This is a genomic window from Lactococcus hircilactis, assembly GCF_009601015.1.
GTDB lineage: Bacteria > Bacillota > Bacilli > Lactobacillales > Streptococcaceae > Lactococcus > Lactococcus hircilactis.
Map to the genome: position 1 here is coordinate 85523 of NZ_WITJ01000008.1, position 23603 is coordinate 109125.

Sequence of the window (23603 nt, forward strand, 5' to 3'; positions counted from 1 at the left end):
AATAAAAAATGGTTGTTGGTGCTCAAGCCACAGATGTGGATTTAGTGGTTATTGGTTCAGGCCCTGGCGGATATGTTGCCGCTATTCGTGCAGCTGAACTTGGTAAAAAAGTGACAATTATTGAAAAAGATAATATTGGTGGGGTTTGTTTGAATATTGGATGTATTCCTTCAAAAGCTCTGATTAATATAGGGCATCATTATACAGATGCGATGGAAGAATCTGAACAGAAAAATCCTTTTGGTCTTTCTGTTGACAATGTCAAGCTTGACTGGAATGCTGCACAATCCTGGAAACAAGATAAAGTGGTCAATCAATTGACAGGTGGCGTAAAAATGTTGCTTAAAAAGCATAAAATTGATGTCATCAAAGGAGCAGCCGAATTCGTTGATAATGAAACACTCAATGTTGAACAAGAAGATGGTTTCCAACTTCTTCACTTTAATGACGTGATTATCGCAACAGGATCTCGTCCAATTGAGATTCCAGCCTTTGCTTTTGGAGGACGCATTGTAGATTCGACTGGTGCTTTATCTCTTCCTGAGGTTCCAAAACATTTGATTATTGTTGGAGGAGGTGTGATTGGTTCTGAGCTTGGTGGCGCTTATCGGATGCTTGGCTCTAAGATTACGATTGTTGAGGGACTGGATCACATCTTAAACGGATTTGATAAAGAAATGTCAGATATTATCGCAAAACGTGTAAAATCTGCTGGTTCTGAAATCTATACTTCTGCTATGGCAAAATCAGCAACTCAAACTGATAAAGATGTGACTTTGACTTTTGAAGTGGATGGAAAAGAACAATCTGTCACTGGAGATTATCTCCTTGTTTCAGTTGGACGTCGTCCAAACACGGATTTACTCGGATTAAACAATACGGATGTTAAAATGACAGAGCGTGGTTTGATTGAAGTGACAGATTCTTATGAAACAAATGTCCCTCACATTTACGCAATTGGTGATGTGGTCCCTGGTCCAATGCTCGCACATAAAGCTTCCTTCCAAGCGAAAGTTGCCGCTGCTGCAGTAGCTGGAGCTGAGGATGCTGTTGACCTTCATATCGCTCTTCCTGCTGTTGCTTACACAACGACAGAACTCGCAACTGTTGGTGAAACGCCTGATACAGTTAAAGATCGCATGGATACAGTCAAAATTTCTAAGTTCCCATTTGCTGCAAACGGCCGTGCGATTTCAATGAATGATACCACTGGTTTCTTACGTTTGATTACTGAAACCAAAGAAGGAGCAATCATAGGTGCACAAATCGTAGGTCCCGGTGCTTCTGACTTAATCTCTGGTTTGTCACTTGCGATTGAAAATGGGTTGACTTCTAAAGATATCTCATTGACCATCCAACCTCACCCAACACTTGGTGAAGCGATTATGGATACAGCTGAATTGGCTGATGGCTTACCAATTCACGTTTAATAAAATTATAAACCACTGACAGATTTGTCAGTGGTTTTTTGTGTGAAAAATTTACTGACAGAAATATTCTGTCAGTAAATTTTTATAATTCTATGATTTCATCAAAGTATGAACGAGTTTCACCATGAAAATGATGAGTAATCATAAGCACCGTCAACCTTGGATTTTGCAAGATATTTCTCTCAACAGCTAGAGCTGTTAACTTGTCAAGGCTAGCTGTACTTTCATCCATAATCAAAATTGGTTTTTCCCCCAATAATTCTCGAGCAATAGACACTCTTTGCTGTTGTCCTCCTGATAAATTATTATCAAATTTATTGGTCAGCTTGTCTTTTAAAAAGTCCTCTGCTTTGACTTCTTTCAACACTTTTTCTAATTTTTCATCAGTAATTTTTCGATTCATTTTTAAATTTTCTTCTAGGCTGTCATTAAAAAGATAGGGAAATTGACTAATTGTTGCAACGACTGTTTGTAGATTACCCTTATCTATAATTTTGTAATCCAAATCATCCAACTTAATAATCCCCTGATAATCTTCTAAATCTCCATTTAGCAATTGAATTAATGTTGTTTTTCCTGACCCACTCTCGCCAACTATCGCGTACTTTTTACCTTTTTTAATTTCAAAATTTGGATAAGTAATTTTTTTATCTCCTAATTTAATCGAAACATTTTCAAAAGACAATCTCGTCTCAAAAGTGCTGACAGGATTGCTTTCTCTTTGATTTGATACTTTCGGATATTTTGTCAGTAATTTATCAGTTCCTAAAGCAATAGTGAAGCAATCAGCAATGGTATTCAGTCCATTAAAAATATTTCCAGCAAAATTTCCTGAAACTAATAATGTCCCTAAAAGGACAATATGCTGAAAAGCCAAAAGTGCATTGACCCCTAAAATCGCTGACTGTGAAAGAAAACTCAGTCCAACTGTACACATCGTCGCCACAGAAACCAATCTGGCTTTACTTATTTTGACCGCTTTTAGTTGCTCATAAACTTGAAGCAAGCGAGAAGTAAAAAAATCAAACTGCTGATTGTGATAAATTACCTCGTAACCTTTGAGTTTGTCATTACTTTCTTTTAATGCTTTTTCGGCACTATTTGACACCTCTTGGGTCGCTTTGACCATTTTCTTTTGAAAAATTTTAGGAAGAACCAGCAAAATAAGGGCTAAAAAAACCGTCGTCACAAAAAGAATCCAATGAAAAGTAAACAGAGCAAAACTTGAAAAAAGCACCAGAAAAATATTTTCTATCATAAAATAAATTTCTTTATAACCGTCTGTGTCTAAGAGCATTGCGTCATTATTCAACCATGAATTATATTGGTCTTTGCTCTCTTTGGAAAATTCCTGATAAGTAAGTGACGTCAAATTTTCTAAAATATCTTTACGTATTAAATTTAACTGGGTTTGTGTTGTTTTTTCTGTCTGAACCACTTCTATTTTTCTAATAATCATCATGATTAGAAAAATAACTAGACTAAAAATAAACCAAAAGATTGCTTTTGAAACATTCGATTTCATCAAAGCATTGACCAAGTTGACTTTCAGATAATTTCCATAGACATAAAGTCCCATATCAGCGACAATGATGGCAAGTAGAATGATGTTTTGAAATTTGTTTTTTTTAATGTAAGTGAGCATATTTTAAACCTCAATTCCAATCTCATAGGTAATCAAGTTTTGCTTTTATAGTGATTTTTTTTTGAATAAATTTATAAAAGTAGGACCAATTAAAGCAAGAAAACAGATGAAAGCAATGATATAAAAAGTTAAACTAAGACCAGTAAGATTGGCCAAGGCCACAAATACTAAAACTCCCATCGAACTTGCTGTTGCAAAAAATGTTGAAATTCCTCCCCGAATGGTCGCCAAATCTTCTTTTGGAATAATCTGAAAGATAATACTTGTAAGTTTCGGGTTAACTTTAGCAAAACAATATCCGATAGCGAAAAATAGTGCAATAGACACGAGCCCAAAAGACATAAGGAATAAAGAAAACAAGATAAGCAGTCCCAAAACTAATTTCAATATAAAGCTTAAGTTCTTTTTTTGAAAAAAATCGTGCATAAAAAACGATGAGATGAAGACACCTAAAGAAAATGAAAGGCTAAATACAGTAACAGCCAAGCCAAAGTTATGACCAAATGGATTGTGGTGTACCATTGCTAGGTCAATCAATGGTAAAATTCCATTAATTGAAAAATTAATAATCAGTATGATAATAATGAGAGAAATTGCTGACGTCGTCCCCTCAACTTTGAACACTTTTATAATTTGCAAGAGTGTTTCCTTGAGTGAAAAATGAAATTTTCCTCCGTCAGGTTTTTTTGTAACTTCTATGTCCAGATATTTTCTACTCTCGAATAAGACTATTCCTGATATAAAGTACAAACCGGCATTCACCAGAGCCAACATGGAAAAAGAATTTCCTAAAATAGCCAAAAGTGCTAAACCAACTGGTTTTCCGACAATTCCAATCAAAGAACTTGCGCCCTGTATTAATCCATAAGCAGGTTGAATATCATCTGATGATACCCGACTTTGCATAATCGGTAATTCCAAGCCGTCTTTATACATAGCAAGGAGTTCATCTACCAAATTGACCAGAATACAGAACAAAAAAACAAAAAATGAATGCTGCTCAATGGCAAAAGCGACACCGATAAACAAAATTGTCTGAATCCAAGACGTCATAAATAGCGCACGCTTTTTATCCTTAGTGCGGTCTGCCAAATAACCCATATAAGCATTAAAAAACGTGGGAATTACCATAAATAAGGCCACAAGAGAAATATAGAACTTACTATTAGGATAAGTCGAAGCATAAATAAGAAAAGCGAGAGCAAATAAATTACTCCCTGTCGTATTAAATACACCGCACAGAAAAAGCGAGCGAAAGGCCGAATTTTTAGTAATAAGTCGCATATCAAATTCCTCCAATCCATAAGTAATCAAATTTTTATAACCAAAAAAGAGGTTATCTAAAATCATTTTACCACTCCATTTTCAAAATCAAAAAACGTCACTTATTTGTGACGCTTTTCTTTCATATAACTTGCCGCTTTGTCATAACCTAACTTTTCATACATAATGGCTAAATCTTCAAAAATCTGATTTCCTTTTTCAATATCGCCAATTAAAAATTGGTAATTTCCCTTGATAGAGAGATATTCTTTGCGATTATAAACATCAATAATCGGACTTTCAATCAATTTTTCATAACTTTTTAGTAGTATTTCCGCTTGCTCCACCTGAGATTTTTCAATAAAATAATTGGTACAATCTCGAATAACGAGGGTGACTTGAGTTTTATTTTCTGGTATTTTTCGATAAAACTTTGTCCGTTTAATCAGCTCTTTTGAAAACTCAAAAACGAGAGTTTCTGGTAAAAAATAAATAAATTCACTGAATAAAAAGAGTTCCGCCTCGCCCCATTCCAACATAGAAAATAGGTCATCACTAACTTCTTGGATTTCCTTTTCGCTTATCTGATAGGATTTATAATTTTTTTGCGCCAAAAATGATTTGTATTCTAAAGCGTTCCAATAATCGGTTTGTTTTTGAGTTTCCGCAAATCTGCCTTCTAGTTCTTGATAAATTTTTTCAATTTCAGGCAAATTACCAAGCTCTTGCAATCGACCAAGTGCTTCAAAAAGTGCTCGTCCACTCGGAAGTTCATAATTTCTGACATGATAAAGATATTCTTCAAAGGAAAGTCCCATATTTTCAACCAAATCATAAATTTTTGTGAGCGTGATGTCAGAAATTCCAAGCTCAAAACGTGACACTTGTTGTTTTGAAGTGATAAAATTCGGCGAATTTTCATAATCTCCTGCAACTTTGGCTAATGATAAATTTTTCATTTCGCGGATTTCACGAAAAACTCTTCCCCATGATTTTGCGTCCATAAATTTCCCCCATCATTACTGACAGAACTCTTTTACTTTCTGTCAGTAGATTTTTTACTTTTTCCACTGTGGCTAACGATTAAAAAATCTCATCAGTAACTTATCCACAAGTTTATTTCATAATATCTGCCCAAGAGCCGGGTTGCATACTGTCTAAAAATTTCTTAGATTTGAGATGTAATCCCACATATTCATCGTAAAGACCATCAATAAATTGGCGGAGTTTTTGTTTCATTTCTGGTTTGATTGAGATTTTTTTTAGTTCGTCCAATGAAATTTCTTGAAACAAGTTGCAAAGAAAAATGACGTTAGGATCCAGATGCGTGCGGCGCAGATCTTCATCAAAATGCTTTTTGCAAAGACAGGCATTAAATTTATATGAATAATCAAAAGGGCCAGTTGTGGTATGGCAAAAGGCACATTCTGCAAAATTAATGGAAATTCCGAAACGTCCTAAGATTTGTAGCTCAAAAATATTGGTAATGATTTCCATATCAAATTTTTGATCTAAAAGCTCCAAACTTCGCTTTAGAAACGCGTAAAGTGCTGGGTCATATTGATTATCAGAAATCGCCGCATCAGCTAAACTTATGATATAAGAAGCATACGCATTGATGAAAATATCTGCATTAATATTTTTATAAACGGTCACTTCACTGACATCTTCGATAAAAGAAAATCCGCTGTCATTAATCGTTGCGGTCAATTTTCCGTCAGTAAAAGCTTGTAAGGAACTGGCAAAAGGGGATTTTCCAAAATTCTTAATAAAAAACATCCGCTTGCCAAAAGACGCTGTAAAAATCTTGACCAATTTGTCTTTTTCTTTGTAATTACGACTGTAAAGCACCAAGCCTTGTGTTTCGGCATCCCGCATGATTTTCCCCTTTCGCTATTTTATTTCATTATATCAAAAAAATTACTGACAAGCCTATCAGTAATTTTTCAAATCAATTATTTTACTGACAGTTGGTGTAGTAATTTTCTGAATGTTTTCAACTCCGATATTCCTGCTGATGCAGATAAATTATTCGCCATCTGTGAGTCGTTAATTGGAATCCCTACTTTGTATTTCTGTCAGTACTGACAGAAATTATTTTGACTGATAATGTTGTTTTTGAGGAATCACGCCTCTGACACCGCCTATGGGATTTTCAACATCATTGGTATAGCGCGGAATCAAATGGACATGACAATGAAAAACGGTCTGTCCAGCTGCTTTTCCGACGTTGATGCCAACATTATAAGCATCGGGATGCTCGTGTTCATCAAGATATGTTTTAGAGTGCTCTAAAAGTTCGTCCATGTCGTGTTTTTCTTGGCTGCTGAGTTCAAAAAAGTTGGCTTCGTGTCGTTTTGGAACAATCAACAGATGCCCTTTTGAAACAGGATAGTGATCAAAAAAACATTTTGCAGTATCATTTTCAAATAAAACATCATGCGTTTCACAAAATATACAAGTCATGCGTTTCGTCTTCCTGTGACATAAGCATTGAGTCGGCTCATCGCTTGCTCAATCGTCTCCATCGAGGCGGCATACGACAATCTAACATAGCCTTCGCCATATTGTCCAAAACTTACACCTGGAATAATTGCAACCGCTTGTTCTTTTGCAAAATCCACACAAAAATCAAATGAATTTTGAATCAAATCTGCTGGAATTTTTGCAAAAATGTAAAATGCACCATCTGGTTTGATGATTTCAAAACCAAGTTGACTCATCTGTGCAATGATGTAATCGCGGCGCTTTAGATATTCTTTTTTCATCGGAAATGCGTCGTCTTGCCCTTTTTGGAGTGCTTCGATCGCTGCAAATTGTGATTGAGTTGACGCTGAGGTCACCAAATATTGATGGGTCTTTATAATCTGTGCTGTCAGTACTGACGGAGCAAAAATTAATCCAATACGCCACCCTGTCATTGCGTGTGATTTTGACAAACCGTTCAATAGAATCGTTTGATCGGGTGCAAATTCAGCAATAGAAGCGTGTGCTTCGTTGGTGTAATTCAACTCACTATAAACTTCGTCAGCAATGACAAAAATCTCATGGCGCTTCACAACCTCTGCCAACGCTTGAATTTGCGCGCGGCTGTATGTGACACCTGTTGGATTTGCGGGGTAATTCAAAATAACCGCTTTTACTTTTTTAGCATGTGCCAAAAGCGCAGAATCAAGCATCTCAGGCGTTAAAACAAATTGATTACTTGTTGTGTCAATTTCGACTAAAGTTCCACCAGCGAGCGTAATGAGTGGCTCATAGCCAGGATAAGCTGGTGCAGGAATCAAAACTTCATCTCCAGGCACCAAAATTGACAATAACGTCGCAGAAATGGCCTCTGTCACACCCACCGTCACTAAAATTTCTTGTGCTGCGTCGTAATGCAAATCGTACTTTTTCGCCAGAAAATCACTTGCTGCCTCGCGCAATTTGGGCAATCCTGCCATCCCAGTGTAATGGCTCTCATTGGCATTAATCGCTGCAATTCCTGCTTGTTTTACATGCTCTGGCGTATAAAAATCTGGCTCCCCCAAGGTCAACTTAATAATTCCAGGAATACTTGAAACCTGTTGATCAAATTGACGAATCATTGATACTGCAATTTTATCGAGATTTGGGTTAAATTTTTTTGTTAAATCCATAATGCCTCCAATTAAAATCTATTTGCGTTCTATTATATCCTTTTTTCTGATTATTTTCACGATTCTAACAGCTTATTTTAATAAAAAAAACTAACCTTAGTAGATTAGCTTTTTTGAGTGAGTCTGAAAATACAAACTCAAGAAAGGTGATGGCTCGGCAGGGGCTCGAACCCTGGACCCATAGATTAAGAGTCTACTGCTCTACCAACTGAGCTACCGGGCCATTTTTCGTTCAAAGAACGTACTCATCTATTTTACCATTTTTGGAATAAAATGCAAGTATTTTTTCATGTCAAGACGTGAAATTTTTCTTTTTCTTTTCTAAATTTTGTTATAATTTAGATACATCATTTAAGAAAGGTCCATCATGAAAGATAGTTTAGACATCCTCAATCGGATGAATCCTGCCCAGAAAGTCAATTATGATAAAGTTTTTCAAAAAGTTAAAGAAAATTGGCAAGAAGAAAACATTCGTCCAAAAATTTTACTTCACAGCTGCTGTGCGCCTTGTAGTACTTATGCTTTAGAGTATTTAACACAGTATGCTGAGGTGACGATTTATTTTGCCAACTCAAACATTCATCCCGCAAGTGAGTATGAGCGCCGCAAATTTGTTCAAGCGCAATTTATTTCAGAGTTTAATCAAAAAACAAACCAAAACGTCCAATTTATCGCAGCTCCGTACACCCCCAATCTTTTTGTGAAAATGGTTCGAGAAAATCATTTTGAAAATGAAAAAGAAGGTGGGAAACGATGTGCTTCATGTTTTCAAATGCGACTTGATCTTGTCGCCCAAAAAGCAAAAGCACTCGATTTTGACTACTTTGGAAGTGCACTCACAATTTCTCCAATGAAAAATAGCCAACTCATCAATGAAATCGGGTTGGACATTCAGAAAATTTATAATGTCCATTATTTACCCAGTGACTTCAAGAAAAACAATGGCTATAAACGCTCTGTCGAGATGTGTAAAGACTACGCTATTTATCGGCAATGTTACTGTGGTTGTATCTATGCTGCCAAGCAACAAAGCATTGATTTAAAGGCTCAAAATCGCGATGCGATTGCTTTTTTAAAATCTTCAAAATAAAAAGACGTCCTGTCTTTTTTAATTTGATTTTTGATGGATATAATCTTCTTTTAAAATTCCCATAAAATAAGAGTCATGGTATTTTCCGCCTGCAAAAAACTGTTGCTTAATTGTTCCTTCAATACTGAAGCCCAATTTATTGTAGATATGAACGGCTTTTTTATTATCTACATCTACCCATAAATACACTTTATACATGTTCAACGTATGAAAAGCATAATCCACTCCTTTTTTCAGTGCTTGCTGTGCATATCCTAATCCGGAGTACTTGTCAGTAATGATGATTTGAATCTCACAATTGCGGTGAATATAATCGATACTTACTAGTTCTACAATTCCAGCAAAAACACCTTCCAAATCAATGACAAAGCGGCGCTCATGCGTATCATGAATATGTTTATCATATAAACTTGTTAATTCATCCAAAGACTCATACGGTTCTTCAAACCACAAGCGCATCGTTTCAGCTTTATTATCAATGATATGAATATTTTTTAAGTCTGTTCGTTCTAATGCTCTAATTCTCATTTCTTTTGTTTCTCCATTTTTCATTGCTTATGGTTTATTGATTTTCAACCATGAATGCTGCGAGTTGTTTTAAGATGGTTTGATTATTTTGGGTCAGATGACGATAATGATAAATCAATTGATTTTCTTCTGTGGATTCAACAAACTCTGTCAAAGACATGATCCTCCGCTCGTTTTGACTCCCTAAAAGATACCCCATATCGACTTCTAAAAATTCAGCCAAACGTGCAATGGTTTCAAGCTTTGGGGTATTTACCCCTTTTTCCCACTTTGAAATTGTGCCTTTATTCACTTGCAATAAGTTTCCTAATTCTTGAAGAGTAAGTCCGATATCTTTGCGAGATTGTTTGATGCGTTCTGATGTGAGTGACATTTTTTTCCTCCTTTTTATGAGTGAAGAAGCGTTGATGTTTCTTCTTTTCAGATGAAGTGCTTTATTAATGCTTCGGATTTATGTTATGATGAATACATGAATAAAAGGAGTAAACGCACGTGGAAAATACTTTGACTTGGATTGCTCAACTCCCTTTGTGGTTGGCTACATTATTTTTATTTTTTGTGGTTTTTTGTAGAGCGCAAGCTACATTTTGGATTGGAAAATTCATCCATAAAGGCATTTTGAAAACGACTTTTGGTCAAAAACTAGATCAAAAGAATCAAGTGGGCATTCTGATGCTCAAAAAATATGGCTGGCCGATCATTTCACTCAGTTTTTTAACGATTGGATTACAATCGGTCATTCAAATTGGTGCTGGTCTAATGGACTTAAACTGGTACAAATATACACTTGCTGCACTTCCAGGCTATTTGATTTGGGCATTCATCTATGCTTTTGGTGGGCTGTCTCTTTTTAAAGCGCTCATCAACGGCGCTTTGGGGCTTTGGATCACTGTTTTCATCGTGGTGATCTTGGTTTGGTTTTTAGGAGCACTTGTGGCCAAAAGATATAAAGTAGATGACTAAATGAGAAGCTTTCCATGAGAAACGCCAATGCGATGGACGGTTTTATCACACTGATTCATTTTTATTTATTTCAAATCAAATCCATGCGGGAGTGAAAGCATAAGTGCGAGGGATTTTTTATCAACCACTCTCACATCATGATTTTCTAGTTCTACAACATAAATATGATTGTATTTTTTTGGATCGACAACAACGGTTGCGTTTTGTCCATTTTCTAATACAATCAATTCCCCTTTTTTTACCATCTTATTCTCCTTTTTGTCAATTCACGTCTGTGACGTGAGTCTTTTTTAAAAGCAGGTCAATGAAATTGGCTTGGATTTATTTGTGAAAGTCAGTCAATTCAGACTTCATTTTTTATGACGAAATGTTTTAAAAATCAGAAAAATACTGATATAACTGCCCAAAAATACCAGGAAAAACCATTTTCTTAGCGCATCGTGGTCTGATTGGACGAATTCCCATGTGGTAGAAACCGCGACAAGCCAGCCCCCAAGTGAAACACCAGCCCAACCATTTGCTTTGAGTGATAAGCGATGAAGCGCTTCTTTTGTTTCCTCTGAAAGCTGATGATTGGTCATTTTCTTAATCTGACGCAGTTTCTTTTTTTCTAGCGCAATCTTGATTGGAGGAAAAAGCCACCACCAAAAAGAGACTTTTTTTATCGCCTGATCGGTGTGATTCTGATTGATGACAGTGACTAATTTTTCTCTTTTTTCAAGTTCTTCGTATAATTCCGTAACAGATTGGAACAAGGGTGCACCAAAAAGAATCCACGCTCCAATAAGTTCTAAAAGTGTGATTAATTTCTCCAAAACATCCCTCATCTTATCACTTCTGTGTTGCTTTGTCAGTTGCCACGAAAAAAATCTAAATTTTGTTTTCTTCTGCTTTCATTTTACACTATCGTAAGCTAAATCTCAATCGTTAAATTCTGATATTTTAAAATAAATCTCATTTTATCAAAAAAGCCCAGCGGTGACTGAGCTTTTTCTACAAGAATAAGTGAATAATAGATGCTGCAAGATTAATTATAACAAAGTTTTTTGAAAAGAACCGTGACAAAAATGAACAACAAATGATACAATTTTTTGTCAGTGCTGACAAGTCTATGCTGTCAGTGCTGACAGTTTTTTTCATAAAAAAGAACAACCTTATCAAAGCTTTAGTTTCTATTGAGAGATGATTTTTTTCTGTTTTTATGATCAACTGAGCAATGACAGCGATCCAATTTTCAAGCAAATCACTCGGTAAGATAACAAATGGTGCAGGTGCAATATCACGATGAGAATAATCATAAGAATAGAAACTTACATAAAAAAAGAGTATGATAAATGTAAATGAAAAAAAAGGAGAAGAAATGAAGCATAAAAAAATGATAATTGTTGTCGTGACAATGCTATTTATTTTATCACTGATACTATCCTATGATGCTATAAAATATCGAGCTGAACAAAGAGAAGATCAAAAACAAGTTCCTTTTATACTCATCCCTGGCACCGATGCAGATGGGGATCGCTTCGATACTTTTATGAATGATTTAATGAAAAAAACTGGACAGAGAGGAATTTTAAAAATCAATGTTAACACGGATGGCACGACACAATGCACCTCTTCTTTGACTAAAAATTCCAGTCATCCTTTTATTGTGATTAGTTTCTCAGATAGTTCTGAAAACGGAGTGGTTGAACAAGCAAAATGGACCGAAATCGCGATGAAAAAGGCCCATCAACTCTATTCTTTTAAATCATACAATGCGCTAGGTCATTCCAATGGAGGACTGGTTTGGACACTTTTTTTAGAAAATGAAGCACAAACATCAGATTCGCAAATGCAAAACCTCATTACAATCGCAACACCTTATAATTATCTTGATGAAAATGCAAATCCTTATCCGAATAGAGCTGCATTAATTGAAACAGACCAGCTAAAGCAAATGATTCGTAAAAAATCAAAAATTCCGCATCACTTAAGAATGTTCTCGATTGCTGGAAATGATGAAAATGACAGTGATGGTGTCGTCCCTTTGACTAGCGCACTTGCAAGTCGTAAAATATACAAAAATGAAGTGGGCAGCTATACTGAAAAGATCTTCGATGGAAGCGATGCTCAACACAATCAACTCACAGAAAACCAAGAAGTGATTGATTATATTTTCCATACATTATATTAATCCCTCAATAAATAGTTTTGGAGTCGCACATGTATCGGCCTCATTTTGTATCAAAAAAGCTGTCTATCAATGATATACAGCCTAAAATTTTATGCTGTCAGTACTGACAGTTTTTTTCGTCCCTTTAATAGATCTAAGAGGGGATGCTATCGGATTTTATTTCTCTTTTTGCGACAATAAAAAACACTGATTGAATGCCGTTTACTCACTCACGTATTGAACCCGCTCAAAAGCCAGGTGGGTGTTCTCGCTTCTGTATAGGCTACTCCCTTAAAAAGGTATGCATGCCTCAGAATGTCTCATGAACCCCTATGCAATACAAAAAATAGTCGGTCAATTAAAAGAGTAAGCTCGCACATTCCAGTGCTTTTCTATACTTCTATAGTACCATGATTTCTTTTTTTTTTCAACTGTAAACGGTTTTTTTAATTTTTTATCATGGATAAATGCGTGTAAAAAAACCGTTTTTTCAAACGGAATTTTTTATTTATTTTGCATATTTTTTAACAACGGATTTAATTTCCTCAATCAATGTTTCATCTGTCACTCCTGTGACTTCTTTAATCACATCTGTCAGTGCTGACGAAGTTAATTTTTCTTGTAATTCAACTGATTGTGGATCTTCTTTATCATCGTAAGCAAAGATTTTTCCAACAACATCCAAGTGAGCAGCGTAACCTAAACCACGCTCTTTAAGTTCACGAATCGGGCGAATAAAGCGTTCATCATAGCCGAGTTTACGAATTGGTGTACGGCCAACGCGCGTGACATCATCAACGATTTCTGGATTTGCAAAGCGAGAAATGATCACATCGTGATACTCAACGAGACTTTCAGCGGTAAAATATTTTCCCCATTTTGCAAGCAAAAGAGCGCGCGTTTCTGATTGAACGGCTTTGAGGGCCGCAAGAATTTCTTCATGTTGCAATCCTTCAAGAATCGTTTTATAGCCTTTATATGCTGAATTATAAGCCACTGTCGCATGTCCAGAATTGACTGAGAACAATTTACGTTCGATAAAGGGTTCAAGATCTGTCGCATAATGAACTCCCTCAAGACGAAGCTCTGATTTCATTTGACTTTCATCAATAACCCATTCGTGGAAAGGTTCGACCTCAACATATAATGGATCTTCGTGATGTTGACCAGGAACAATGCGATCAACCGCAGCATTAGGAAATCCGATGTAGCGCTCAACAAAAGCTTGATCCTCAGCGGTGAGGTATTCAGAAACTTTTTCAAATAAGAACGCTGTCCCACCAATCATATTTTCACACGCTGCAAAATCAAGAGCTGCAGTATTTCCTGCACTACGACGGGCTTGAATTCCTTTTGCACATAACTCAGCGATAAAAGGTAAGATATTTGGACCAATCGCTGTGGTGACCATGTCTGCTGCTGCAATTGCTTCAACCACAGCTTCTGGATTTTCTTTATTATTGATTCCTGAAACATTTGAAATCGCAATTTTTTCGTGTTCTGGACTCGCAATTCCAATTTCGTAAGCATGACGCGCATTAAGTGCATCAATCACGGTACTGTTAACATCTACAAATGTCACTTCAAATCCGTTTTGGTTCAAAATTTCACCAATAAATCCACGTCCAATATTTCCTGCACCAAAGTGTACTGCTTTTTTCATGATTTTTATCCTCTTTTTATTTTCTATACTCTCATTGTAAGCCTTTTCTGATGGACTGTAAATAAAAAACTTGACACAAAAGTTTGTGCCAAGATTTACAAATTAATCTGCAAAATAGCTTGCGATTTCATCAACAGATTGTGCATCTGCGATTTTAACAACATTATCCACATCCGAGCAGAAAATCGAGATTTTCTGAATCAAATCCAGATGCTCATTTCCAACCCCTGCAATCCCAAAGAGCACAGTCGCTACTTTTGGATCTTCTTCTGTGCCAAAATCAATGCCACGAGGCACTTGAACAATCGCAATCCCTGTTTTCAGAACTTCTTTTTTTGCTGCATCCGTTCCGTGAGGAATGGCGATAAAATTCCCCATATAAACCGAGAGTTCTTTGTCACGCTCAATCATTGCAGGAATATATTCTGGGTTCACATATCCTCCATCGACGAGTAATTGCCCACAAAAAGTGATGGCTTCTTCTTTCGTATTAAAATGTTGATTAAGTTGAATCAAATTTTTTTGAATTTCCATGTTATTCTCCGTATTTTCTGATCGCTTCAGTCATGATTTGCCGCAATAATTCTTTGACCACTGCCTCATTTCCTGAATCGTAAATCGTTGTATAAAGTTTATTTTCAATAATCGAACTTGAAATTTTTCCGAGCAGATAAGTTGCGTAAGTACTGACAGACGGCGGTGATAAGAGTAAAAGCACGCGCTTGATCTTCATTTTTTTTCGATTCATCCCGATGACTTCAACCTCTTGGTTTAGATCATAAATCTTAAAAAGCGGTGTTTCAATCGACTCGTGTACTGCGTGAAATAGTCCAATCTTAGTTTCAGGAATCGCCAAATGCGTTTCTTCAAATCGTTTTTCCAAAAGTTTTCTAAGCGCAGCTTTGTCAGTGCTTTGTGTCATACTCACAACACTTCTGATCGTTTCTGTCAGTACTGACAGATTATCAAGCGTGTCAATACTAAATGAATTGATGAGCGTTGTGCTAATCGTGAACAATTGATTCAGATTGACAATGTTTTTTTGATTATCGTCAGCTCTGACAGAAGTATTTTGTTGAATCATTCGCAATTGATGGCGAATTTCATCAAGATTTTTTTGCTCTAAATTTCGATTGACGTAAATATAATCCAGTTCTTTTTCTGTTGTAAATACAGCATCGTAGTAACTTTTATCAAAGTCTTGTGTCGTTTGAATCAGATCAATTTTTCTTAAAAATGGGAAATTTTTCTTTAAATTACTCATTAAAAATTCACATGAAATGAATCCTCGACTGGTCACCAATGCCGCACGCAGCGGCATGACTAAATCGCTTCGCTCTAATGTAGCCAAAAAATGTAAGGCGACAAAAGCAACTTCTCGCATCGAAAAATTTTTTCCAAAAACTTGAGTGAGGTGAGTTTTGACCGCCGCGATGATGTTGGGATTATTTTCCTCCACACTTGTGATGAACTCGTCTTGTTTGACTTCAAATAAGGTCGGTAAAATATCCGTATCCTTCAGATGGGCATAAAGTAAACCATACAAATGATCATCTTTTCCAAAAGGCAACCCTGTTTGTTCAGATACTCCTACAATTAACTGACGGATTTTATAAGAAAAATCAGTGTCAAACTTTTCAATAAACAGTACATCACGTCCAAAGCCAAAGTATAAAGTATCGTACACCATAGCCAAATAAGTAATTTCTGAGATACTGAAAATCATCGGCAACAAGCGTGCCAGTCCTTGAACAAACGTTAAAGCTTGTTTACTTGGACGGCGCTTATTATTACTATCGATCGTCTGATTTTGCTGCAACCGAAGCAAACTCACCGCCAAAAAGCATTGCATCAATGTTAACGCCTTATCTGTAATTTCAGGTAAATCAATGCGATCAAAAATCGCACGCGCTTGTTCAATTTGACTCAGATCAATCAACTTCAAAATTTTATTCGATTGAAATTGATTTTTTAAAATCTCCGCAATAGAAGTCGATTGATAGAGTGCCGAGGTCATGATGGAACGGATTTTTTCTTCACTTCCGCTTACCCTCAATCCATGCTCACGCTCTAATAACAGCTCGTTTTCTAAAAGCATTTTTTCAATCATCCGCAAATCTGCCGTAGCAGTAGGTTGTGAAATCCCAAATTCATCACTGATGGAAATAATAGAGGCTCTATTTGTAAATAACAGCAACAATTCGCCATATAATCGCTCTTGCGCTGTAAATTCAACTAATTCATGCATTTGTGTCAGTACTGACAGCTCTCCTGCAAGAAAATAACCTTCGTCAGAAGTCTGCAAACTAACGTCTGCAGGCAGTGACTGTTGTAATCGCTCTAAATCACGATAAAGTGTTCGCCGACTTGTTCCTGTCAACTCAAGCATTTCTGAAATGGTCAAATTTCCATTTTTCAAAAACGCGTGAATGAGCTTTTGCTCCCGACTCGTTACTAACATACCGATTCTCCTGAAAATGTCTTCCCTTTTATTTTAACATTTTTAAAAGTTGTCAGTGCTGACAGAACTATTTTTTACACCTGACTTATTTGTTGAGCCGGGCGACCATTTTGTCATATTCTGGCGTTGTAATTAGGCTCTCCACTGACAAATGTTGTGCGTTAGGAGCTTTAGAACGCGCACTTTCAGTATATTCTGGTGTCGTCACAATCATGATATTTTCATTATTAAATGCGCCAAGACCAATACACTCAACTTCAGAAACAGGAATTTTCACATCGTGATTACGGAAAATGGCACGCACTGTTTCAACACCCATCGTAGCAGAACCCATGTGTTCGGGCTGATGAGCAAAAATGACTTCATCAATTTGATTCAAATCGATTTCAGAATCGATTTTCAACGCTTCTTCTTCAGAAACTGGTTTTACTTCTTGTGTTGAAGCACCTGTCAATGCTGCAATGACTTGATCATAAACAGGAGAACTCATGAAGTTATCTACTTGATAACGAACAGCATCTGGTGCTTTTTGTTCTGCCCGCGCAGCCAATTCTTTTTGCGTGACCACAATCGTATCAGCTCCAGCACTCAAATTCGCAATCGCAACATTTGTGACATCTTGAGGTAATCCAGATTTTTTAGCTTTATTACGTAAGATTGAAGCACCCATCGCAGAAGATCCCATCCCAGCATCACACGCAAAAATGATATGCTTGATTGCTGAAAAATCAGAAGGGCCTTGTGCAGATGAAACGGTTTGTCCTTTAGAAACTGCTTTGTCAGCAGCCACATCCGCTTGTGCATTTGCAAAAGCAGTATCATCAACTAGAGATTTATCATGACGTAAAATAATAGCAGCCACAACAAATGACACGGCAGCAGCAACTGCAACTGCAATCAAAATCTTAACAAAGTTCATGATGCCGCCAGCCTCTGGAGAAGAACCTTGCGCAAAAATTGCAATAATTGATCCAGGCGCTGCAGGAGCAACCAACCCAGTATTCAAGATATTATTCATGAATGTTCCTGACACACCACCAGCCATAACAGCAAGGAAAAGTGCAGGTTTCATCATGACATATGGGAAGTAAATTTCGTGAATCCCACCGATAAATTCAATAATAATCGCACCAGGTGCAGTAGATTTTGCTGACCCTTTACCAAACAACCAAAATGCAAGCAAGATACCAAGACCAGGTCCAGGATTTGCTTCCAAAAGGAAGAGAATCGATTTACCTGCTGATTTGGCTTGCTCAAGTCCAAGAGGTGTCAAGATTCCATGATTGATTGCATTATTTAAGAACAAAATTTTTGCAGGTTCAATAAATAAATTTGCCAATGGAATCAAATGAGCATTAATCAAAACTGAAACACCATCGTGAGCAAGATTTGTAAAAGTATTAACAAATGGTTCTACCACTTTATAAGAAATAACCGCAAGGAACAACCCAATAAAACCAGCTGAAAAGTTATTCACTAACATTTCAAGTCCTGTTTTGATATGAGGTTGAACCCAGTTATCAAATTTCTTTTGTACCCAACCTCCAAGAGGTCCTACAATCATGGCTCCTAAAATCATAGGAATCCCAGGACCTATTTCAGCAGCAACAAAACAACCAAAAGCACCAATCGCACCAACAACACCGCCACGTTGATCACCATAAACATTTTTACCACCCGTATAAGCAATCAGCATCGGAATCATATAGCCGAGCATTGGGCCAATGACGTTTGCAATTTCTTTAGTGAATCCCACCGAGTGTGGAAAAATAGAAACAATCCAGCCCCCAGGTGTCAAAAATAGGGAAGTAATAAATCCCCAAGCAATTAATGCCGGAATATTAGGCATTACCATCATTGATAAGAAAGTACCAAAACGCTGTACTTTCACTTTCAAACTAACTTTTTCAGCCATTTGAATCTCCTTTTTTTATAAATCATTACTATAATCCCATTATAAGCGTTTTCATTTAGACTGTAAATAAAAACCTTGGCACAAAATAGTGTGTCAAAGTTTTTTTCTTTCGCTTTATTTTGTGTGAGCCTCATTGTAGCGCGTCGCATCTTCCAAATAAGGGAACAGCGCATCTGGACCTGTCGTACTTGCCATTCGAAAACGTGGAAGTGTCAATAAACCATCCGATAACGTCGCCTCTTTTGCAACAGCCCCATTACGTCCTGGATCCAACAATCCATACTTATATCCAAGTGACTTAGCAATATCAAGCGTTGCCGCATTATAGCCCCCAGCGGGATAGACGATAATGTCTGTCTTTTGATTCAATTGTTGATCCAACTCTTTTTTTGATTGCTCCAATTGCTCTGTTGCTTGTGCTTGATCCAAAGTTCCCAAATCTAAATGACTCACCGTATGACTTACAAAATCTACCAACCCGCTTGCTTTCATCTCTTTGATTTGATCCCAAGTCAAAATCCCCGACTGCCCCTTATCGACAAAGCCTGTAATAATTGCACCTGTTGCATGCATGTGATATTTTTTTAATAAAGGAAAAACATCCCGATACAATGTAAGTGAACCATCATCAAAAGTCAACCAAACCATTTTACTGCTGGGTTTCGTATGTGTTGTCATGACTTGTACGGCTTGACGCGCTGTAAGCGTTGTATAACCTTGCTTTTGCAAAAGCGCAAGATCCGCCTCTAATGTTGCATCTGGCATCCAATTGCTCCCACCAGCCAAATCAGCAGCTTGTGAGGAAGCATAGTGAAACATCAAAATCGGCAATTGATTGTCTGCTGTTGATTGCAACCATTTTGAAGTATCCGATGGAGTCTTGCTTTGTCGAGGTGAGCTTGAACGCGTCAGCTGATGCAGCGTAGAAGACGGCGTTGACTCCTGCTTATGCTTAGCATTACCTAAAAGCCAATATGCAAAAACACCTGCCACGATCAATAACAAAATAATCAACACAGAGACTACCATTTTCCCTCTATGATTGATTTTTTTCTTTCTCCGACTTCTTCTATCCATTAATTTCTCCAATCCCTAATGAGCAGATTATATCATAAGTTTAAAATGAAATAAAAAAATCAGCCTTAGCTGATTCACTTACTGCGGTTGTCAGACTCGAACTGACGACATCATGATTAACAGTCATGCGCTACTACCAACTGAGCTAAACCGCAATCTAACTTGGCAACGATCTTATCTCGCAGAGGGCGACCCTCAACTACTTCCGACCCGATAGGACTTAACTACTGTGTTCGGCATGGGAACAGGTGTATCTCCTATGGCATAATTACCAAATATGGGAAACTCAGGATTCGAACCTGAGACCCCTGCGTTATCAACACAGTGCTCTAACCAACTGAGCTAGTCTCCCAAATATTTAATTGAAGCGGATGACGAGAATCGAACTCGCGTAGCCAGCTTGGAAGGCTGGGGTTCTACCATTAAACTACATCCGCATTTTTTAAACAAGATAACAACACTGTGTTATCAATGGCGCGGGACGGAATCGAACCGCCGACACATAGAGCTTCAATCTATTGCTCTACCAACTGAGCTACCGAGCCAAAACAAATTAAATTGTAATTGCGGGAATAGGATTTGAACCTATGACCTTCGGGTTATGAGCCCGACGAGCTACCTAACTGCTCCATCCCGCGATAAAATAAAAAAGGAGGATGTGGGATTCGAACCCACGCACGGTTTTACCCGCCTGACGGTTTTCAAGACCGTTCCCTTCAGCCGGACTTGGGTAATCCTCCATGGCTGATATAGTTATTTATACCAATAGTCGGTACGGGAATCGAACCCGTGTTACCGCCGTGAAAAGGCGGTGTCTTAACCCCTTGACCAACCGACCTCGTTGATCCGTACCCCTCAAAACAGTACTTCTCTATTATATACTATTTTGAACATAAGTCAAGAAAAAACTCCGTTTTTTTCATATTTTTTTTTGGTTCATTCGGATTGAGCTTTCAACTCCTCTGAAAATAAAGAAAAAACAGCTTATTGAGCTGTTTCGTCTTCTTTATTTTCATTCTCATCTTTGGGGTTTTTTTCTTCTGCTGCTTTAGAATCTGCGTCAAAAATATGAACTTCTAAATCATTAGCATGATTTTTATCTGCAATGATTTCTTCAAAAGATTTTGGTTCTTCTGGCTTTTCAAGTGCTTCTACCATTTTATTTGGCATCTCGCCTGTTTCAAAGAGCGATTTAATTTGATTAGCATCGAGTGTTTCGTATTTGAGCAACGCTTCTGCGATCGCTTTATGTTGTTCACGATGACTTTCAATCGCAACTTTTGCACGATCATAAGCTTCTGATAAGATACTTCGAACCTCATCATCAATCATGACCGCAGTAGCTTCAGAATAGGTCTTTGTTTGTCCATAATCACGTCCAATAAAGACTTGATGATCTCCTTCGTAAGAAACCATCCCAAGCTTTTTAGACATCCCATACTCTGTTACCATCGAGCGTGCAATATGCGTGGCTTTTTCGATATCATTAGAAGCCCCTGGTGTCGCAACACCAAAGACGATTTCTTCTCCAAGACGTCCACCCATCAGACTCGCTAATTGGTCTTTAAGATGGAAATTCGTTGGTTGCATAATTTCTTCATCCGGTAGTGCCAACATATACCCGCCGATACGACCGCGAGGTACAATCGTCACTTTACGTACCGTTGATCCGTTTTCAAGCACTAAGCCAACAATCGCGTGTCCTGCTTCGTGATAGGCTACAATTGCACGTTCACGAACAGATTGGAGACGTTCTTTCTTAGCTGGACCAGCCATCGCACGATCCATTCCTTCATCAATATCTGATGCATCAATCACTTTTTTATCTTGACGCGCTGCAACAAGTGCTGCTTCATTCAAGACATTTTCCAAATCAGCACCGACATAACCAGGGGTCTGTTGTGCAACAATTTTCAAATCAACATCGGGTGCAAATTTCTTATTCCGAGAGTGAACTTTAAGCACAGCTTCCCGTCCTTTAACATCCGGTGCACCAACTAAAACTTTACGGTCAAAACGTCCTGGACGAAGTAAAGCAGGGTCCAATACGTCTGATCGGTTTGTTGCAGCAATGACAATGATAGATTCTCCAGTATCTTGGAAACCATCCATTTCGACCAGCAGCTGATTGAGGGTTTGTTCACGTTCATCGTTCCCCCCCCCCATACCAGCGCCACGCTGACGTCCTACAGCATCAATTTCATCGATGAAAATAATCGCTGGTGCTGTTTTTTTGGCACTCTCAAAGAGGTCACGGACACGTGAGGCACCGACACCGACAAACATTTCTACAAAATCAGAACCTGAAATGCTATAAAATGGCACACCAGCTTCTCCAGCAACCGCTTTTGCAAGCAACGTTTTACCTGTCCCTGGAGGGCCTTCAAGGAGGACCCCTGCAGGAATACGCGCTCCCAAATCATGATATTTCTTTGGGTTTTTCAAGAAATCGACCACTTCGACAAGCTCTTGCTTTTCTTCTTCTGAACCAGCAACGTCAGCAAAACGAACTTTTGTTGTCTTACCGTCTTGTTGTTTCGCACGAGATTTACCAAATGACATCGGATTTCCAGCGCCACCACCGCCGCGGTTGCCCATTCCACCCATCATCAGCCAGAAAATTCCGACCATAAGGATAACGGTCAGTAATGGTGAAAGCAGTGATAACCAGATTCCACTTGATGATGCTTGAATCACATTTACAGAAACATCATGTGTACTTGAAAGGGTTTGAATATCCTTAACGACACTATCTGTCGGAATAATATAAGCTTGGAAATTATTAACTTTTGAGGTTGTTGATCCCAATAACGGGGTACGCGTTTCAACTTCTTTTGCTTCTTTATATTCTCCTGTTACAGTCAATAAGCTATCAGAAGGTTGCATCGTTACAGATTTGATGTCATTAGCCTTAAGCTTTGTCATCAGCTGTGAATAGCTGATTTTATCAACATTGGAATGATTATTGCTAAAGAAATAGTTGATACCGACAACAACAACGATGACTAAGAGCACCCATAAAAAAGTATTTTTGATGAATCCTCCATTTTTTTGGTTGTTATTATTCATATGTTCCTTATCTTAATTTTATTTAGCACTGTGAATCGTAGTACTATTTTGTATAGTTATATCATAATTCTTAACGAATTTCTATTAGTAAGTATTGGTCAAACTATTTTTCATACTTTAGTCTGATTTTTGATGAAAAAGCTAATTCTGTCAGTACTGACAGAATTATTTGCTGTAAACTTCTTCTTTGAGAACTCCGACATAGGGAAGATTACGATAATTATTGTCATAATCCAAACCAAAGCCAACAACAAATTCATTCGGGATTGTAAATCCAGTCCATTGCGCATCAATATCAACAATGCGTCCTTCTGGTTTATCTAAGAGTGTGACAATTTTAACCTTTGCCCCGCGGTGTTCAAGCAGCTCTTTCAAATATTTCAATGTCCGCCCCGTATCAATAATATCTTCAACAATTAAAATATCTCGTCCACGAATCGCTGTATCTACATCCATGATTAATTTCACTTCGCCAGAAGATTTTGTCCCACCGTGATAACTTGATACGGTCATAAAGTCCATCTCCATATGACAATCAATGTGTTTAATCAATTCAGCCATGAATGGGACAGATCCTCTTAAAATCCCAAGAACCAAAGGATTTTTACCTTCGTATTCTGCCGTTAGTATTTCCCCAAGTTCCGTCGAACGAACGCGAATTTGTTCTTCTGATACCAGCACTTTTTCAATATCTTTTTCAAGCATT

The 23603-nt window shown here is 37.5% G+C and carries 21 protein-coding genes, 8 tRNA genes, 1 rRNA gene and 1 other RNA gene; 4 read left to right on the plus strand and 27 right to left on the minus strand.

Annotation, left to right across the window (positions count from 1 at the left end; all coding sequences use genetic code 11):
* Nucleotides 1–8: 8 nt before the first annotated feature.
* Entirely contained in the window at nucleotides 9–1430 is a 1422-nt protein-coding gene (gene lpdA, locus GHI93_RS06880) for a dihydrolipoyl dehydrogenase (protein ID WP_153496321.1), read from the plus strand.
* A gap of 82 nt (nucleotides 1431–1512) precedes the next feature.
* On the opposite strand, the gene GHI93_RS06885 is transcribed toward lpdA, so the two are convergent.
* The 7 genes from GHI93_RS06885 to GHI93_RS06915 form a co-directional block, all read right to left on the minus strand.
* Nucleotides 1513–3075, minus strand: a complete 1563-nt coding sequence (locus GHI93_RS06885) for an ATP-binding cassette domain-containing protein (RefSeq protein ID WP_153496322.1) — start codon at nucleotides 3073–3075, stop codon at nucleotides 1513–1515.
* A 45-nt stretch (nucleotides 3076–3120) separates the two neighbouring features.
* Nucleotides 3121–4425 carry an MFS transporter gene (locus tag GHI93_RS06890; RefSeq protein WP_246177055.1) on the minus strand — a complete coding sequence of 435 codons (1305 nt, stop codon included), beginning with the start codon at nucleotides 4423–4425 and terminating at the stop codon, nucleotides 3121–3123.
* Between the two features lie 35 nt (nucleotides 4426–4460).
* Entirely contained in the window at nucleotides 4461–5342 is an 882-nt protein-coding gene (locus GHI93_RS06895; RefSeq protein ID WP_153496323.1) for an Rgg/GadR/MutR family transcriptional regulator, read from the minus strand.
* 112 nt (nucleotides 5343–5454) lie between these two features.
* Entirely contained in the window at nucleotides 5455–6216 is a 762-nt protein-coding gene (gene recO, locus GHI93_RS06900; RefSeq protein WP_153496324.1) for a DNA repair protein RecO, read from the minus strand.
* Nucleotides 6217–6432: 216 nt separating this feature from the next.
* Nucleotides 6433–6804 (minus strand): HIT family protein, encoded by a 372-nt coding sequence (locus GHI93_RS06905; protein WP_153496325.1) that lies wholly within the window; start codon nucleotides 6802–6804, stop codon nucleotides 6433–6435.
* Entirely contained in the window at nucleotides 6801–7979 is a 1179-nt protein-coding gene (locus tag GHI93_RS06910; protein WP_153496326.1) for a pyridoxal phosphate-dependent aminotransferase, read from the minus strand. Before GHI93_RS06910 ends, GHI93_RS06905 begins: the two co-directional genes overlap by 4 nt.
* Nucleotides 7980–8129: 150 nt before the next feature.
* Nucleotides 8130–8202 (minus strand) — tRNA-Lys (locus GHI93_RS06915).
* 144 nt (nucleotides 8203–8346) lie between these two features.
* On the opposite strand from GHI93_RS06915, the gene GHI93_RS06920 reads away from it, so the two are divergent.
* Nucleotides 8347–9069 (plus strand): epoxyqueuosine reductase QueH, encoded by a 723-nt coding sequence (locus GHI93_RS06920; RefSeq protein ID WP_153496327.1) that lies wholly within the window; start codon nucleotides 8347–8349, stop codon nucleotides 9067–9069.
* A gap of 18 nt (nucleotides 9070–9087) precedes the next feature.
* Here GHI93_RS06920 and GHI93_RS06925 read toward each other — a convergent pair whose 3' ends face one another.
* A complete protein-coding gene (locus GHI93_RS06925) occupies nucleotides 9088–9597 on the minus strand; it encodes a GNAT family N-acetyltransferase (RefSeq protein ID WP_246177056.1) in 510 nt (169 codons plus the stop codon).
* Nucleotides 9598–9631: 34 nt separating this feature from the next.
* Nucleotides 9632–9970: a helix-turn-helix domain-containing protein gene (locus GHI93_RS06930; RefSeq protein WP_153496329.1), complete on the minus strand. Its 339-nt coding sequence runs from the start codon at nucleotides 9968–9970 to the stop codon at nucleotides 9632–9634.
* Between the two features lie 119 nt (nucleotides 9971–10089).
* Here GHI93_RS06930 and GHI93_RS06935 point away from each other — a divergent pair, with 119 nt between their 5' ends.
* Nucleotides 10090–10560: a DedA family protein gene (locus GHI93_RS06935; protein WP_343030338.1), complete on the plus strand. Its 471-nt coding sequence runs from the start codon at nucleotides 10090–10092 to the stop codon at nucleotides 10558–10560.
* Between the two features lie 65 nt (nucleotides 10561–10625).
* Here the strand turns inward: GHI93_RS06935 and GHI93_RS06940 are convergent, their stop codons facing one another.
* Complete coding sequence (locus tag GHI93_RS06940; protein ID WP_153496330.1) at nucleotides 10626–10805, minus strand: bacteriocin; 180 nt, start codon at nucleotides 10803–10805, stop codon at nucleotides 10626–10628.
* 105 nt (nucleotides 10806–10910) lie between these two features.
* On the minus strand, nucleotides 10911–11375 hold the full coding sequence (locus GHI93_RS06945) for a hypothetical protein (protein WP_153496331.1): 465 nt from the start codon (nucleotides 11373–11375) through the stop codon (nucleotides 10911–10913).
* 545 nt (nucleotides 11376–11920) lie between these two features.
* Between GHI93_RS06945 and GHI93_RS06950 the strand changes: the two genes are divergently transcribed.
* Nucleotides 11921–12733, plus strand: a complete 813-nt coding sequence (locus GHI93_RS06950) for an alpha/beta hydrolase (RefSeq protein ID WP_153496332.1) — start codon at nucleotides 11921–11923, stop codon at nucleotides 12731–12733.
* Between the two features lie 179 nt (nucleotides 12734–12912).
* On the opposite strand, the gene ssrS is transcribed toward GHI93_RS06950, so the two are convergent.
* From ssrS to hpt, 16 genes are all read right to left on the minus strand, one after another.
* Nucleotides 12913–13103, minus strand: a non-coding RNA gene (gene ssrS, locus GHI93_RS06955) — 6S RNA.
* 117 nt (nucleotides 13104–13220) lie between these two features.
* Nucleotides 13221–14375 (minus strand): mannitol-1-phosphate 5-dehydrogenase, encoded by a 1155-nt coding sequence (locus tag GHI93_RS06960; protein WP_153496333.1) that lies wholly within the window; start codon nucleotides 14373–14375, stop codon nucleotides 13221–13223.
* Nucleotides 14376–14477: 102 nt separating this feature from the next.
* The gene (locus tag GHI93_RS06965) at nucleotides 14478–14909 is read right to left on the minus strand and encodes a PTS mannitol transporter subunit IIA (RefSeq protein ID WP_153496334.1); all 432 of its coding nucleotides are present in this window, start codon (nucleotides 14907–14909) and stop codon (nucleotides 14478–14480) included.
* Between the two features lies 1 nt (nucleotide 14910).
* On the minus strand, nucleotides 14911–16836 hold the full coding sequence (locus tag GHI93_RS06970; RefSeq protein WP_153496335.1) for a BglG family transcription antiterminator: 1926 nt from the start codon (nucleotides 16834–16836) through the stop codon (nucleotides 14911–14913).
* Nucleotides 16837–16921: 85 nt separating this feature from the next.
* On the minus strand, nucleotides 16922–18751 hold the full coding sequence (locus GHI93_RS06975; protein ID WP_153496336.1) for a PTS mannitol transporter subunit IIBC: 1830 nt from the start codon (nucleotides 18749–18751) through the stop codon (nucleotides 16922–16924).
* A gap of 114 nt (nucleotides 18752–18865) precedes the next feature.
* On the minus strand, nucleotides 18866–19828 hold the full coding sequence (locus GHI93_RS06980) for a polysaccharide deacetylase family protein (protein WP_153496337.1): 963 nt from the start codon (nucleotides 19826–19828) through the stop codon (nucleotides 18866–18868).
* An 81-nt stretch (nucleotides 19829–19909) separates the two neighbouring features.
* A tRNA-Asn gene (locus GHI93_RS06985) sits at nucleotides 19910–19983 on the minus strand.
* 5 nt (nucleotides 19984–19988) lie between these two features.
* Nucleotides 19989–20104: ribosomal RNA gene (gene rrf / locus GHI93_RS06990) — 5S ribosomal RNA — on the minus strand.
* 2 nt (nucleotides 20105–20106) lie between these two features.
* Nucleotides 20107–20180, minus strand: a tRNA-Ile gene (locus tag GHI93_RS06995).
* A gap of 14 nt (nucleotides 20181–20194) precedes the next feature.
* A tRNA-Gly gene (locus tag GHI93_RS07000) sits at nucleotides 20195–20265 on the minus strand.
* Nucleotides 20266–20300: 35 nt separating this feature from the next.
* Nucleotides 20301–20373 (minus strand) — tRNA-Phe (locus tag GHI93_RS07005).
* Between the two features lie 19 nt (nucleotides 20374–20392).
* Nucleotides 20393–20466, minus strand: a tRNA-Met gene (locus GHI93_RS07010).
* 12 nt (nucleotides 20467–20478) lie between these two features.
* Nucleotides 20479–20568 (minus strand) — tRNA-Ser (locus GHI93_RS07015).
* Nucleotides 20569–20594: 26 nt separating this feature from the next.
* Nucleotides 20595–20666, minus strand: a tRNA-Glu gene (locus GHI93_RS07020).
* Nucleotides 20667–20812: 146 nt separating this feature from the next.
* On the minus strand, nucleotides 20813–22897 hold the full coding sequence (ftsH, locus tag GHI93_RS07025; protein ID WP_153496338.1) for an ATP-dependent zinc metalloprotease FtsH: 2085 nt from the start codon (nucleotides 22895–22897) through the stop codon (nucleotides 20813–20815).
* Nucleotides 22898–23062: 165 nt separating this feature from the next.
* Nucleotides 23063–23602, minus strand: a complete 540-nt coding sequence (hpt, locus tag GHI93_RS07030; protein ID WP_153496339.1) for a hypoxanthine phosphoribosyltransferase — start codon at nucleotides 23600–23602, stop codon at nucleotides 23063–23065.
* Between the last annotated feature and the right edge of the window lies 1 nt (nucleotide 23603).

Bases quoted from the DNA above. Each gene is read 5' to 3' on its own strand.
- lpdA (WP_153496321.1), top strand. From the start codon at position 9: ATGGTTGTTGGTGCTCAAGCCACAGATGTGGATTTAGTGGTTATTGGT.
- GHI93_RS06885 (WP_153496322.1), bottom strand. From the start codon at position 3,075: ATGCTCACTTACATTAAAAAAAACAAATTTCAAAACATCATTCTACTT.
- GHI93_RS06890 (WP_246177055.1), bottom strand. From the start codon at position 4,425: ATGATTTTAGATAACCTCTTTTTTGGTTATAAAAATTTGATTACTTAT.
- GHI93_RS06895 (WP_153496323.1), bottom strand. From the start codon at position 5,342: ATGGACGCAAAATCATGGGGAAGAGTTTTTCGTGAAATCCGCGAAATG.
- recO (WP_153496324.1), bottom strand. From the start codon at position 6,216: ATGCGGGATGCCGAAACACAAGGCTTGGTGCTTTACAGTCGTAATTAC.
- GHI93_RS06905 (WP_153496325.1), bottom strand. From the start codon at position 6,804: ATGACTTGTATATTTTGTGAAACGCATGATGTTTTATTTGAAAATGAT.
- GHI93_RS06910 (WP_153496326.1), bottom strand. From the start codon at position 7,979: ATGGATTTAACAAAAAAATTTAACCCAAATCTCGATAAAATTGCAGTA.
- GHI93_RS06920 (WP_153496327.1), top strand. From the start codon at position 8,347: ATGAAAGATAGTTTAGACATCCTCAATCGGATGAATCCTGCCCAGAAA.
- GHI93_RS06925 (WP_246177056.1), bottom strand. From the start codon at position 9,597: ATGAGAATTAGAGCATTAGAACGAACAGACTTAAAAAATATTCATATC.
- GHI93_RS06930 (WP_153496329.1), bottom strand. From the start codon at position 9,970: ATGTCACTCACATCAGAACGCATCAAACAATCTCGCAAAGATATCGGA.
- GHI93_RS06940 (WP_153496330.1), bottom strand. From the start codon at position 10,805: ATGGTAAAAAAAGGGGAATTGATTGTATTAGAAAATGGACAAAACGCA.
- GHI93_RS06950 (WP_153496332.1), top strand. From the start codon at position 11,921: ATGAAGCATAAAAAAATGATAATTGTTGTCGTGACAATGCTATTTATT.
- GHI93_RS06960 (WP_153496333.1), bottom strand. From the start codon at position 14,375: ATGAAAAAAGCAGTACACTTTGGTGCAGGAAATATTGGACGTGGATTT.
- GHI93_RS06965 (WP_153496334.1), bottom strand. From the start codon at position 14,909: ATGGAAATTCAAAAAAATTTGATTCAACTTAATCAACATTTTAATACG.
- GHI93_RS06970 (WP_153496335.1), bottom strand. From the start codon at position 16,836: ATGTTAGTAACGAGTCGGGAGCAAAAGCTCATTCACGCGTTTTTGAAA.
- GHI93_RS06975 (WP_153496336.1), bottom strand. From the start codon at position 18,751: ATGGCTGAAAAAGTTAGTTTGAAAGTGAAAGTACAGCGTTTTGGTACT.
- GHI93_RS06980 (WP_153496337.1), bottom strand. From the start codon at position 19,828: ATGGATAGAAGAAGTCGGAGAAAGAAAAAAATCAATCATAGAGGGAAA.
- ftsH (WP_153496338.1), bottom strand. From the start codon at position 22,897: ATGAATAATAACAACCAAAAAAATGGAGGATTCATCAAAAATACTTTT.
- hpt (WP_153496339.1), bottom strand. From the start codon at position 23,602: ATGCTTGAAAAAGATATTGAAAAAGTGCTGGTATCAGAAGAACAAATT.